This window comes from Acinetobacter sp. YH12227, from assembly GCF_013417785.1.
Taxonomy (GTDB): domain Bacteria; phylum Pseudomonadota; class Gammaproteobacteria; order Pseudomonadales; family Moraxellaceae; genus Acinetobacter; species Acinetobacter gandensis.
The window spans coordinates 18,011-30,715 of record NZ_VPDH01000049.1 but is presented as its reverse complement, the minus strand read 5'-3'; the positions used below and the strand labels follow the sequence as shown (position 1 = coordinate 30,715).

General features: G+C 42.0%; 11 protein-coding genes and 1 pseudogene. 5 read left to right on the top strand and 7 right to left on the bottom strand.

Going from position 1 to position 12,705, the window contains the following annotated elements:
- Positions 1 to 123: 123 nt before the first annotated feature.
- A pseudogene (locus tag FTV09_RS11530) lies at positions 124 to 438 on the top strand (VOC family protein); the annotation flags it as partial.
- On the opposite strand, the gene FTV09_RS11525 reads toward FTV09_RS11530, so the two are convergent.
- On the bottom strand, positions 430 to 1,677 hold the full coding sequence (locus FTV09_RS11525; protein WP_180058384.1) for a dicarboxylate/amino acid:cation symporter: 1,248 nt from the start codon (positions 1,675 to 1,677) through the stop codon (positions 430 to 432). The pseudogene FTV09_RS11530 and the gene FTV09_RS11525 overlap by 9 nt on opposite strands.
- 383 nt (positions 1,678 to 2,060) lie before the next feature.
- Positions 2,061 to 2,933, bottom strand: coding sequence for an acyl-CoA thioesterase II (locus tag FTV09_RS11520; RefSeq protein WP_067762927.1), 873 nt, complete (start codon positions 2,931 to 2,933; stop codon positions 2,061 to 2,063).
- 286 nt (positions 2,934 to 3,219) lie between these two features.
- Between FTV09_RS11520 and plsB the strand changes: the two genes are divergently transcribed.
- A complete protein-coding gene (gene plsB, locus FTV09_RS11515) occupies positions 3,220 to 5,793 on the top strand; it encodes a glycerol-3-phosphate 1-O-acyltransferase PlsB (protein ID WP_180058383.1) in 2,574 nt (857 codons plus the stop codon).
- A 189-nt stretch (positions 5,794 to 5,982) separates the two neighbouring features.
- Here the strand turns inward: plsB and FTV09_RS11510 are convergent, their stop codons facing one another.
- Positions 5,983 to 6,756 carry a sugar nucleotide-binding protein gene (locus FTV09_RS11510; protein ID WP_180058382.1) on the bottom strand — a complete coding sequence of 258 codons (774 nt, stop codon included), beginning with the start codon at positions 6,754 to 6,756 and terminating at the stop codon, positions 5,983 to 5,985.
- A gap of 33 nt (positions 6,757 to 6,789) precedes the next feature.
- Here FTV09_RS11510 and recG point away from each other — a divergent pair, with 33 nt between their 5' ends.
- Positions 6,790 to 8,835 carry an ATP-dependent DNA helicase RecG gene (recG, locus tag FTV09_RS11505; protein WP_180058381.1) on the top strand — a complete coding sequence of 682 codons (2,046 nt, stop codon included), beginning with the start codon at positions 6,790 to 6,792 and terminating at the stop codon, positions 8,833 to 8,835.
- Between the two features lie 6 nt (positions 8,836 to 8,841).
- On the top strand, positions 8,842 to 9,468 hold the full coding sequence (locus tag FTV09_RS11500; protein WP_180058380.1) for a ComF family protein: 627 nt from the start codon (positions 8,842 to 8,844) through the stop codon (positions 9,466 to 9,468).
- Here the strand turns inward: FTV09_RS11500 and FTV09_RS11495 are convergent.
- Both FTV09_RS11495 and FTV09_RS11490 read right to left on the bottom strand, forming a co-directional pair.
- Positions 9,465 to 9,884, bottom strand: a complete 420-nt coding sequence (locus tag FTV09_RS11495) for an NUDIX domain-containing protein (protein ID WP_180058379.1) — start codon at positions 9,882 to 9,884, stop codon at positions 9,465 to 9,467. The two genes, FTV09_RS11500 and FTV09_RS11495, sit on opposite strands and share 4 nt — an antisense overlap.
- Positions 9,885 to 9,887: 3 nt before the next feature.
- On the bottom strand, positions 9,888 to 10,490 hold the full coding sequence (locus FTV09_RS11490) for a TIGR00730 family Rossman fold protein (RefSeq protein WP_180058378.1): 603 nt from the start codon (positions 10,488 to 10,490) through the stop codon (positions 9,888 to 9,890).
- 156 nt (positions 10,491 to 10,646) lie between these two features.
- On the opposite strand from FTV09_RS11490, the gene FTV09_RS11485 reads away from it, so the two are divergent.
- Positions 10,647 to 11,660, top strand: coding sequence for a CorA family divalent cation transporter (locus tag FTV09_RS11485; protein WP_067762933.1), 1,014 nt, complete (start codon positions 10,647 to 10,649; stop codon positions 11,658 to 11,660).
- Between the two features lie 105 nt (positions 11,661 to 11,765).
- On the opposite strand, the gene FTV09_RS11480 is transcribed toward FTV09_RS11485, so the two are convergent.
- Positions 11,766 to 12,053 (bottom strand): lipid asymmetry maintenance protein MlaB, encoded by a 288-nt coding sequence (locus FTV09_RS11480; protein ID WP_067762934.1) that lies wholly within the window; start codon positions 12,051 to 12,053, stop codon positions 11,766 to 11,768.
- A gap of 12 nt (positions 12,054 to 12,065) precedes the next feature.
- Entirely contained in the window at positions 12,066 to 12,701 is a 636-nt protein-coding gene (locus FTV09_RS11475; RefSeq protein WP_067762935.1) for a phospholipid-binding protein MlaC, read from the bottom strand.
- Positions 12,702 to 12,705 lie beyond the last annotated feature (4 nt).

Genomic DNA, 12,705 nt, shown 5'->3' with positions numbered 1-12,705 from the left:
GCAGGGTCTTGTGGTGGCGCACCTTTGGATATTATTAAAAAATACATTGAAAACCAACAAGGTTAAAATCTTTGAAATTCACCTCCACCCTGACTGTCGGGTGGAGTCCTCTTTCACTTTAAGATAGGCACTGAATATGAAAATTGTGCCGTCGCGTTCTTTGATTTGCAAAACAACTTGAAACTTGCACTTTGGCCACAGCAAAGCTTAAGCAGAGACACTGGCTTAGCCGCTAACCAGTTTTGTCCAACCCAAATTTCTCTTGCACATAATGTAGAAAGTAAGTCCATGGTCGATCAAGTCATGCGTCAAGCTGAAAATGCAGGTGCAAGGATCGTTAAACCCGCACAGACCACTTTTTACGGTGGCTATGCAGGTTATTTTCAGGATTTAGATGGTCATTTATGGGAAATTGCGTATAACCCAGATTTAATTTGAATGAATAGGCATGTCTAGATCACGCGTATGACGATCAACAACAACACTAATCATCATATCACCTTGAACATTCACCACTGTCCGAACCGTATCTAATAGACGGTCAATCGGGAGTAAAATTGCGATCGCTTCTGCCGGCAAGCCCACCGATTGTAAAACCATAATCATGGTGACCATCCCTGCACTTGGAATACCCGGTGCACCTAAAGAAGCGATCATCGCGGTTGCACATACGATGAGCTGCTGCCCGAGTGTTAAGTCCAAGCCCATTAAGTTCGCAATAAATAAAGCGGCAGCTGCTTCATACAATGCAGTGCCATCCATGTTCAGTTGTGTTCCTAAAGGAATGACAAAACCCACAGTTTGTGGACGCACACCTAAATTTTCCTGCGCACACTTCATGGACAAAGGCATCGTTGCCGAACTTGAGCTGGTAGCAAAGGCAGTAATCAGTGCTGCGCGTGTCCCTTTAAAAAAGGTGATTGGATTCATTTTGCCAAAAATCCACAACAATAAAGGCAATACCACGACACCATGAAAAATGGTCGTCCCAGTGACAACGGCTGCAAATTCCGCTAAACGGCTCAGCACAGAAATGTCTTCAGTAGCAATTAATTTTGCCAGCAAAGCAAAAATACCAATCGGCGCAAGTTTCATTACCCAGCCAATCATCATCATCATGATGTCAAAAAACTGTTGGCTTAACTTCCGCACACTACGAAACTTCTCACCACCCTTGACCAAGGCCACACCCAAAAACAGCGAAAACACCACCACAGCCAACACATTGCCTTCACTAAAAGCTTTAAACGGATTGATTAAGGTATTTTGAATAAAATTGGTAAAGAACGAACCTGGAGTCAATGTATCTGGCGTTTGGTGTTGATTCATTGCATCCTGGAACATCACAATGTCCACACCCTGCCCCACTTTAAACAGATGTGCACAAGCAAGCCCCAAGATCAGTGCTAAGGTCGTGGTAGTCACGCAGCAAGCCAAGGTGATTTTCCAGGTGCGGCTCAGTTGACCACCCGCTTGTAGGTTAGACACGCCCACCACAATTGAACTGAAGATCAGTGGCACTAAAAGCATTTTCAGCAAGCCAATAAAAATACTGCTGGCAATACCCAGCCCATAGAGACTGGCACTCAAAAATTGGGTTTCAGGAAATAGGTTTAAAATAAAACCAAAAGCTACACCTAATATTGCAGCCAATAAAATCTGTGTATTTAAGCTCATTCTGCATGCTTTTATCATGATTTCTGTGTAGGCACTATGCCACGCAGACTATAGAGAATCGAGGAATTTTTTGTCACATACTCTGCAATAATGCTGCAAAGGCTCAACAGCATTTTAGATGTATTTATTTGATGTGGCATGCATCGTGCTAGTTCAGTGCATATAAATTTTAACAATGGGTCAAAACGGTACACTTATGAAAAGAATTTTATTACTTTCTGCACTTATTTGTAGCATCTCTACAGTTTATGCACACTCTTCAGGCACAAGCACCAAACAAGGTTGCCATAAACATTCCCCTTCAGAGCTTCCACATTGCCACTAAGCATATAAAAGTAAAAAAGCCGAATCACAAGATTCGGCTTTTTGATACACATATTAGATTATTGGGTTTCTATTTCACGTAAGCGAATCAAACCTTCTTGCGTCGTGCTACATACTAATTCACCATTTTGCCACATCCGACCAAAGTTCAAACCGCGTGAACTCGCACTTACTGTTGCATCCATGTCATATAACATCCAGTCATCCACACGGAATGGTTTATGGAAATACATTGCATGATCAATGCTGGCACACTGCAAACTTGGTGACAGGTAACTTAAACCATGTGGGCGTAAAGCCGTCGTCATCAAGGTAAAGTCTGAATAGAATGCTGCAATTGCTTGGTGTAAAGAAATCTCGTCCACTTCGGGTGCAATCGCATCATGTGTACGCAAATAATGTGCATAGCTTGGCGCTTCTGGCTGTGGTTGGTACGGATTGCTTGGATTAATAGGACGAATCTCAACATGGCGGTCACGCATGAAGCTGGCACGCACATTTTCCGGCACAAATTCCACCATCATTTTTTTCAGTTCAGCCTCATTTTTGAGCTGATCCACCGCAGGATATTCAGGTTCAGAAATTTGGTAGCTTAAGCCCGCTTCATAGTCAGCAAAAGACACCATACACATGAAAATTGTTTTTCCATGTTGAATCGCGCGAACTTGGCGACTCACAAAACTACGACCGTCACGAATCCGATCCACTTCATAAATGATCGGCGCGTTAATATCACCACCAAAAAGGAAATAGGCATGTAGAGAATGTGCCGGACGATCTGTGGTGTAAGATGCGGCACGTAAAGCCTGACCTAATACCTGTCCACCAAAAACACGCTTGCCAACCAAATTACGGCTTTGCCCACGAAATATATTTTCTTCCAGTTTTTCAAGGCTGAGTAAATCAACCAACTCTTGTGTTAAGGCATTCATAACAAACCTATCTATAATTCGGAATTACCTAAGTCGGCAAAATCTGTGGATGTTTTCCATTTTGCTTCATTTTGCCATAAAATCTGACTAAAACCCTAAAGATTGACTGACTGCTGTGTCACATAGATGATGTAATTTATCTGCTAAAAATACGTTTTTTAACGATAAAATCTTACAATATCCATGCAAATTGTCAGAAAATGACATACTGTTTTTTATTACAATTACGCAAAATAGATACCCCTCAGAATTTCTGTGGTTTTGGTCATTAAAAGTAGGAGTGTGTATGTCCAAGAGCGGCTTTGGTCAAATGTATCGGAAGCTTTCAAGTAAACTGCTTGACCTCGTGGTAACACCGCATGTTTTAGGCGAAGTTCCCGTTGAACCTGTAGTGACAGAACCCGATGCAAATGCCGACGTACAGACAAAAAAAATTAGCTGTTACGTTCTACAAAATCACTCTCGCAGTAATGCTTTGATCGTTGATGGTGAAACTCGTCGATTAAAACTACATCCTGCACTTGACCCGTTGGTGACCGGATCACATACAGAAAAAGCGTCTGTGGTGTTTTTACAACATCATGATGAAGACAATCTGTTAAACCCACCTCCACATGCATTCCCACCTCGTTTGCTGCGTTTGATTGATGTACTGGACAAAGATCCAGAATTGGATATTGAACTCATTCCTGTGACCGTACTTTGGGGCCGCGAGCCAGACAAAGAAGACTCATGGTTCAAACTACTCTTTACCGATACTTGGTCTACCCCAAGCAAAGTTAAGCAGTTGGTGAATATTGGTCTGCATGGTCGACAATCTTATTTAGAATTTCATGAACCACAGTCTTTACGTCGTTTGATTGACTATGCAAAAACCACACATCCAAACTTATCGCCTGCAACCTACATCATTAGCACTTTAAATGACTATTTAGATGCGCAACGTGAAGTGGTACTTGGCCCTGATTTATCTGACCGTCGTAATGTCATGCACGGCTTGATTAAATCCTCTGATGTGCAAGATGCCATTCGTCGTGAAAGCATTCGCAGCAAAATTAGCATGGTCGAAGCAGAACGCCGTGCAATTGGCTACTTAAATGAAATCGTATCTGACTATTCAGCTTCTACAGTTCGTTTTGCAGATTTAGCTTTAACGCGTCTGTGGACGCAGCTCTATGACGGTGTTGAAGTGCATAACTTCAGCACTGTGCGTGAACTGGCTAAAGACTATGAAATTGTTTACACCCCTTGTCACCGCAGCCATATCGATTACTTACTCTTATCATATGTGATTTATAAACGTGGCTTGATGGTGCCGTACATCGCTGCAGGTGATAACCTTAACATGCCTTTTGTGGGTCAAATCTTACGTGGTGGCGGTGCATTCTTTATTCGCCGTAGTTTCCGCGGTAATGGCTTATACACCACGGTATTTAAAGAATATTTGTATAGCATTTTGTCACGTAACACACCTTTGGAATACTTTATTGAAGGTGGCCGTTCACGTACAGGTCGCTTGCTTCCGCCAAAAACTGGCATGCTTGCAATGACCGTACACAGCCATTTGCGTAATCCAGCCAAGCCAATTGTATTCTTACCAACATACATTGGTTATGAACGCTTGATGGAAGGTGCAACGTATGTGGGTGAAATGAATGGTAAGCCGAAAGAAGGCGAATCTATTCTTGGCATTATGAAGACTCTACGTAAGATTGAACGCATCTTCGGTAAAGTCCATTTGAACTTTGGTGAACCCGTTTTCTTAGATGATATGTTAAAGCAACACCATGCTGAAAATATCAAAATAGAAAAAAATGACGATCCAATTCCGCAAGAAGTCTCAAATGCAATCAACAGTTCTGCGCATGCCATTTTAGAGAACATTAACCGTGCTGCTGTGATTAACCCAGTCTCATTGTTATCACTGATTTTATTAGCGACATCTAAACATACTTTAGATGAAGCAATCTGTATTAAGCAGCTAGATACTTATCGTGACCTTTTGACTGCCTTACCATACGACAGCCGTATGGAAGTTACGCCATTGTCAGGTAAAGAAATCATTGCCTATGGTCTAAAACTGAAACTGATTAAACGCGTCAATCATGTCTTAGGTGACATTATTGCCATTGCGGATAATCAGGCGATTTTATTGACCTATTTCCGTAACAACATTTTGCATGCGTTTATTCTGCCATCATTAATTGCTGCATTGGTTGAACATAATGGTTCGATTCGTCGCGGCGATTTAATCAATGTGATTCGCACACTGTATCCATTCTTAAAAGCAGAATTATTCCTGAAATGGAAAGATGAGGAGCTAAAAGATCAAATCTGTGCTTATGCTGAAGCATTGATTCAAGCAAAACTGATTAGTGAAGATGCTGAAGGCAACTTAGTTTCATCTGCACCAAACTCTGAACAACATAATCAATTGGTGGTATTGGCTGCACCAGTGATGCAAAGTCTCGAGCGTTATTACATGACTTTGGCCTTAATCACTCAACGTGGTTCAGGCAACATTTCTACACGTCAAGTTGAAGAATTAAGCCATTTGGTCGGTCAGCGCTTATCTGTGTTATATGAGTTCAACTCACCTGAATTCTTCGATAAAGCCTTGTTTCAAAGCTTTATTAAAGTATTAACGCAACAAGGTTACATCAGCACCAACGAAGACAATGCCATCGTATTTGATGAAAACTTCCAAAACGTTGCTCAATACGCCAACCTTGTATTGGATGATGTCACTTTACAAATGTTGCAGCACATCACCACCTTTAGTGATGATGAACTGAAAGAAGCATTAGATAAAGTTGCAGCCGAACAAGCGAAAAAACGTCTGAAACGTAAAAAGAAATAAACGTTATAACTCTTCTCTTGAGTCAAATTTGGCTTTGGGAGAATGTTAAATATAAGGGGCAAGTTTAAAAAACTACCCCTTATTTTTTTGTTTCCGAGAAAGTACATTCTTTAGTTTTAGATTGAGGAAATTTTTTGTATAACGCCCATTATATTTAAAAGGAATAGAAACTCTTTTTATTGATGACTCTCAACATTCGTCATGCTGCAACCTAAATCCACTCTGTTGCATTCGCTCTGCAAAGATCCTTTTCCCCGTTTGCCGTTGGCTGTCTAAGACTAATTCAGGTAAATGCATGGCTCTTTGCATTTCGCGTATTCTTTCATGTAAGGGATGCGGCAAATTATTGCTACAAATATATGATTTTTCTGTATGTTCCACGTGAAGTAAAAATGCCAAAAAGCCGACTAAATCATCTATATGAATTCTGTTCGACCAATGCACATTCGGATAATGATGTGTCGTTTCAGCCAATTTTTGCATTCTTGCTCTTGAGCCAGTATAAATCCCTGTAGGACGTACGATGACACAGACTTCAGGATAGGCTGCTTGATATAAGCGTTCCATTTCTAACAATAAATGACCTTGTTCATCACTTGGCAGCGTTGCTGAATTATCATCAATCTTCTCCCCTGCATTTTCACCATATACACGGGTTGAAGACACCACGATAATGCGTTTTATTGGGTGTGATGCCAAAGCGGCAACAATCGGCTGCACGGAATCGACATACGTCCACTGATACGCGGCGACGGAACTTTCAGGCGGTGCAAGCAATACATACGCAGCATCAATAGGCGCAAGTTGCTGCAAATTTAAGGCATGAACATCTTGAAGCAGATGTGTCGCAAATGAATCTGTTTTTGCACTCTGACTAATTGTGGTAATTTGGTGGCCATACGGAAATAACTGTTTAGCAAGCCGCTGAGATGTTTTACCATAACCTATAAATAAAATATGCATTTAGCACCAAATCACGGACAAAGTTGAGGGGACATGGCTGCAGTTCATCAGTTGCAAGGGGTCGGAGCGGCCTCTGCCACATTACTTGAAAAACTCAATATTTTCACTACAGATGATCTGCTGTTTCATCTACCACGCGACTATGAAGATCGTAGCACGATCATTCCAATGAACCAATTAACTGTCGGGCGCAGCTATTTACTTGAAGGTACGGTGAAAAATATCGACTTCCCACCAGGTAAACGTAAGTCAATGGCAGCAATACTGGACGACGATTTTGGCAAAATCACCATGCGCTTTTATCATATTTATAAAGGCATTACAGATCGTGTCAAACCTGGCAACCGTTTACGTATTTTTGGTGAAGTGCGTGTCGGTGCGCGTGGCTTAGAAATGTATCACCCTGAACTGCAAGTGATTAGTGAACATACCCCGCTTCCACAAACTCAGCTCACAGCCATTTACCCTGCAACTGAAGGTTTGACCCAACCCAAACTACGTGAATATGTTAAACAGGCATTAACTCATTATAGTGATGATCTGCCCGAATTATTACCACAAAAATTCACCAATGGTTTCGCCCTCAAACAGGCTTTAGACTATATCCACCATCCACCAGTAGATGCCAATATGCTACAACTCAGCCAAGGCTCCCACCCTGCACAGCAACGTCTGATTTTTGAAGAATTGGTTGCCCATCAAGTCAGCTTACTTAGCCGCCGTGCCTATATTCAACAAATTGAAGCACCTTCATTTAGTCCAAGTAAGAATTTTGCTAAACAATTACTCGGTACGCTACCCTTTGAAATGACCGGTGCTCAAAAGCGCGTATCTAAAGAAATTGTGGTTGATTTGAAAAAAAACAAACCAATGCTGCGCTTGGTACAAGGTGATGTTGGGGCGGGTAAAACACTGGTCGCAGGTGTTGCTGCCTGTCATGCCCTTGAAGAAGGCTGGCAAGTAGCGATGATGGCACCGACTGAAATTTTGGCTGAACAGCATTATCTCAATTTCAAAAAGTGGTTCGAGCCTCTGGGACTGACGGTTTCATGGCTATCAGGCAAACAAAAAGGTAAAGCACGTGCGGCTGCCGAACTCAGTATTCAAGATGGTTCTGCCAATTTAGTTGTCGGCACACACGCTCTATTCCAAGAAAATGTGCAATTTGCCAAACTCGGTTTAGTCATTATTGATGAACAACATCGTTTCGGGGTAGATCAACGTTTAGCACTGCGAAATAAAGGCTTAAATGGGATGACCCCACATCAACTGGTGATGACCGCAACACCAATTCCACGTACACTCGCAATGTCTGCCTATGGTGACTTAGATACGTCAGTGATTGATGAACTCCCTCCCGGCCGTACACCAATTCAAACCGTTACCATTCCACTCGACCGACGTGAAGAAGTTTTACAACGTATTGCTAGCAACTGCGCAGACGGCAAACAAGCTTACTGGGTCTGCACTTTAGTTGAAGAATCTGAAACTTTGGATGCCCAAGCGGCAGAAGCCACCTTTAATGAAATTAAAGAACGTTTTCCGACGCTGAATATTGGCCTCGTACATGGCAAAATGAAAGCTGATGAAAAACAAGCGGTGATGCAGCAATTTAAAAATAATGAACTCCAACTACTGATTGCCACGACTGTGATTGAGGTCGGTGTGGATGTCCCAAACGCCTCGATTATGGTGATTGAAAATGCGGAACGCTTAGGTCTCTCTCAATTACATCAGTTACGCGGGCGTGTAGGCCGAGGTGCGAAAGCCAGTTTTTGCGCCCTACTGTATAAAAACCCCTTGTCACAAAATGGACAAGAGCGTTTACGCATTATGCGTGAAACCAATGATGGCTTTATCATTGCGGAAAAAGATTTAGAAATTCGTGGCCCTGGTGAACTACTCGGCACAAAACAAACGGGCGATATGGGATTTCGTGTCGCGAAGCTAGAGCGTGATGATCATCTACTTAGTCAAGCACATCATGTCGCGCAGCAAGTCTTAAATGACTATCCAAGCCAAGCCGATGCACTTCTAAAACGCTGGCTTCCCGAAGCGCCTCGTTATGCTTATGTGTAGACTCAGATGAATATGCTATTGCAAGGACTACACAAGCTGGTTGGCAAGCCACCTTGTGTGCTGTGCCAACTGAGTCCTGCGCACCGACACAGTGTCTGTCAGGACTGCTGGAGCAATCTACCATGGAACCAAGAGATGATTCATCGACAGGAGCTCAATATTATTGCAGCCAGCGAATATCGTTATCCAATGGATCGTATTATTCAACAATTCAAATATGAACAACAATTACAATTTCAGACACTCTTGGCAGGCAGCTTAATTTGCAAAAAACTACCTCGTGTACAAGCGATTGTACCGATGCCAATTTCACAGGAACGGTTAGTTGAACGTGGCTTTAACCAATCTGTACTGATTGCACAACAGCTTGCCAGACAGTTAAACACTCCCGTGTGGCAACCGATCATTCGACAGCACCAACATGCTCAAAAAGGGCTTTCACGTGTTGAACGCTTAGAGGGTATCCATCAACAATTCAAAATAGATTCACGCATTCAAACGCGTTATCGCAAAGTCCTCATTATTGATGATGTCGTGACCACTGGCAGCTCTGTTAAAGCATTAACCGAACAGCTTGAAAGTATGGGTTGCCAGCAGATTCATATTGCCTGTCTTGCTGCAGCTAAAATTTAAATCATACTGACAGCTGGTTTTAGCTCAACTAAATGTTGCTTTACCCACGGCATCACAATTTCACGCGTTAATGGTGCAAGTTGGGTCGTAACATCATCCAGTCTCACCCATTTCATTGCAGCAATTTCGGCATCAATCTGTGGTGCATCATGCAGCTGAATAACATATACATAGCTCACTAGTAAATGATTTTCTTCATTTGCGGCAGCCGTTTCAAAACGCCCTACAAATTGCTCAATTTCAGCATCACAACTTATTTCTTCTTTGATTTCACGCACAATAGTCAATTCAGGTGCTTCATTCGGCTCAAGCTTGCCACCCACTTGCATAAAAAATTCTGTGTTCTTTTTACGCACTACCAGTAATTCATTTTGCTCATTCAAGATGATGGCTGCGGCTACAGTAATGACATTCATTGTTTATTTTTCCAGTTCAAGCGCAAGTTCAGGTTTTTCAACCATGCCCCATTTAGGCTCTGGAGCAACAAAATTTCGAAAATGCTCAACCACAGTTTCAATATGCTCCGCGACCACAAGATGATCAATAAAACGCGAATGCGTAAAACCTTTTTCTGCCGTAAGAGACAGGAATTTCAATAAATCGTCATAAAAACCATCTACATTTAAAAATGCACACGGTTTCAAATGAATACCGAGCTGCGCCCATGTCCATTGCTCAAAGATTTCTTCCAATGTTCCAACACCACCTGGCATGGCCACAAAACCATCCGCCAATTCAGACATTTTGCTTTTGCGCTGCTGCATATTTTCCACCACATGCAATTCAGTTAAACCGGGATGCGCTAATTCCTTTGTCACTAACACTTGAGGAATTACGCCAATGACCTGACCACCGGCAGCTAAAGCACTGTCTGCAACCACACCCATAAGTCCTGAACGACCGCCACCATACACCAAGGTTATGCCCTGCTCTGCCAAACAACGCCCCACATTTTGTGCGGTACGTAGGTAGATCGGATCAGCGCCGAGTGCTGAACCACAGAAAATTGCGATCGATTTCATTTATAATCACCAATATATTGAGAGTGGGATGCTGAAAGAATCAACTTCAAAACAGATTTTTTCATAAATTAATCATTAGAACAGTGTATTTCCTCAAATCCTTGTCTAAAATACACCCATTCAATTTTTACATACTGCGCAAGGGGAAAAGACAACATGCTTGAAGCCTTTTATGCCACAGAGCGCGGTAGCCTGGAAGATGTCACCATTAATGGTGACTTTGATTTACATCAGGATTTAGTTTGGCTTGATCTGATTGCACCGTCTCAAGAAGAACAGCAATGGATCATGGATGCCTATGATCAGAACTTACCAACTTTAAAATCACTCGAAGACATTTCTTCAAGCGCACGATTTTATCGTGATGATGATGGCATTTTACACATCAGCACCTATTTTTTAACCAAAAATAAAAACTATCAGGTTGATGGTGAACCTGAAGAAAACTCTGGCACTTTAGCTACAGTTCAAACGGTTGCGTTTATCTTACATAAAGAACGCTTGTTTACATTGCGTGGCGAAAAGCTTGTGGCATTTCGAGCTTTTCGTGCCCGTGCGCGTCGCAATGACTACGAAATTGATTATAAAGATCCCACTTGGATTTTGCTGGGTTTACTCGAAGCGAAGTTGGATGAGCTTGCGGATATCTTAGAAGATATCCACAAGGACTTAGAAAAGTATTCCACAGAAGTGCTTAACAACCGTCATCGTGAAATGATTTTAGATTTGGATGACATGATTACCCGCCTAGCGCATTTAGAAGATATGTTGGGGAAAGCACAGCTGTGTCTAATCGATTTACGTCGTGTTCTGACCTTCTTATCGCGCCCACGTGCCTTAGGCAGTCATATCTATGATGCGGATATTCGAGAGTTAAGCGAAGATGTTCGTTCCTTAGTAGAACATGATGCCTTCTTATTCCAAAAGGTCCGATTCCTATTGGATACCACCTCTGGATTCATTAACACTGAACAGAACGATACCATTCGTCGATTCTCGATATTACCCAGCATGCTTGCACCTCCAATGCTGGTCGCAAGTGTCTACGGGATGAATACCGATGTTCTGCCTTTTGCGCATGGCACCACCAGTTTTATCATTGTCAGCTTAATTTTATTGGCTTTCTTCATTGGCCCACTGATTTACTTCCGCTGGAAAAAATGGATTTGATCAAGCTTTGAGATATTGCTGCAAAGCGAAGCCAGAGAAACTTACCTTATTTGTGAAAGCCTATTTTCAAGCAATAAAAAAAGCACCTTTCGGTGCTTTTTTTATTTAGATAATCTGCAAGTCATGTTCTAAATGACAGGCTTGAATAATCTTCATCATTTTCATTGGAACCGCTTTAAACTGTAGTCCTTGTGCATTCGGTGTTTGGCGAAGCCAACGCACCAATACTGCGAGTGCTAAAGTACTACCATGTTCCAATTCAGCCAGATTCACCACCATTGGAAAAGCCTGCTGTTGCTGAATCAGTTTCAGACCATCGGTATAATATGCTTGAGCATTGTCATAGTCGATTTTGCCTGAAACCACTAATTCTTGTTGATGAAGTTTAATCACACATCACCTATCTTATTTTTTCTTGTCAATTGCAGCTTCAGCATCTGGCTTAAAGTTTGCAATTGCTTTATCAATATTACCGCCATTACGTTTTACAGTCGCAGCGAACTGGTTACGGAATTGCAAACCAAGGTCGATACCTGAAACGTTGATGTTACGGATTTTCCATTGTGAACCTTTGTCAGCCAACTGGAAAGACACTGGAATTTTTTCACCATTGTTATTGAAATCAATAGTCACTACAGGGTTCTTACTGGTTGATGCTTTATAAGGACGCATGGTGTAAGTTTGATTACTGAACTTAGCAAATGCAGAACCATAATTTTCAATTAAAGTTTCACGGAAATTACGTTCAAACTGCGCACGTTGGGCCGCAGAGCTATATTGATTCGTTGCATAAGTACCCATCACAATACGTGTGAATGCTTGCGAATCAATATACGGGTCAAGATTTTGACGCACGATCGCTTTAACCCCAGCTGGGTTATTTTGTAATTTTGCATGATCTGCTTTTAAACGAGAAATCAAGCCGTCTGCCACTTTCTTAACAAACGCAGGTGGTGCTTCGCTCGGCGCAGCAAAAGCTGTACCTGCCATCATTGTAGATAAGATGCTTGCTGTAAGCGTATGTTTTAACAATGTGTTCACTTCA

Excerpts from the sequence above, each read along its gene's own strand:
- FTV09_RS11525 (WP_180058384.1), bottom strand. The coding sequence starts at position 1,677 with ATGAGCTTAAATACACAGATTTTATTGGCTGCAATATTAGGTGTAGCT.
- FTV09_RS11520 (WP_067762927.1), bottom strand. The coding sequence starts at position 2,933 with ATGAATGCCTTAACACAAGAGTTGGTTGATTTACTCAGCCTTGAAAAA.
- plsB (WP_180058383.1), top strand. The coding sequence starts at position 3,220 with ATGTCCAAGAGCGGCTTTGGTCAAATGTATCGGAAGCTTTCAAGTAAA.
- FTV09_RS11510 (WP_180058382.1), bottom strand. The coding sequence starts at position 6,756 with ATGCATATTTTATTTATAGGTTATGGTAAAACATCTCAGCGGCTTGCT.
- recG (WP_180058381.1), top strand. The coding sequence starts at position 6,790 with ATGGCTGCAGTTCATCAGTTGCAAGGGGTCGGAGCGGCCTCTGCCACA.
- FTV09_RS11500 (WP_180058380.1), top strand. The coding sequence starts at position 8,842 with ATGAATATGCTATTGCAAGGACTACACAAGCTGGTTGGCAAGCCACCT.
- FTV09_RS11495 (WP_180058379.1), bottom strand. The coding sequence starts at position 9,884 with ATGAATGTCATTACTGTAGCCGCAGCCATCATCTTGAATGAGCAAAAT.
- FTV09_RS11490 (WP_180058378.1), bottom strand. The coding sequence starts at position 10,490 with ATGAAATCGATCGCAATTTTCTGTGGTTCAGCACTCGGCGCTGATCCG.
- FTV09_RS11485 (WP_067762933.1), top strand. The coding sequence starts at position 10,647 with ATGCTTGAAGCCTTTTATGCCACAGAGCGCGGTAGCCTGGAAGATGTC.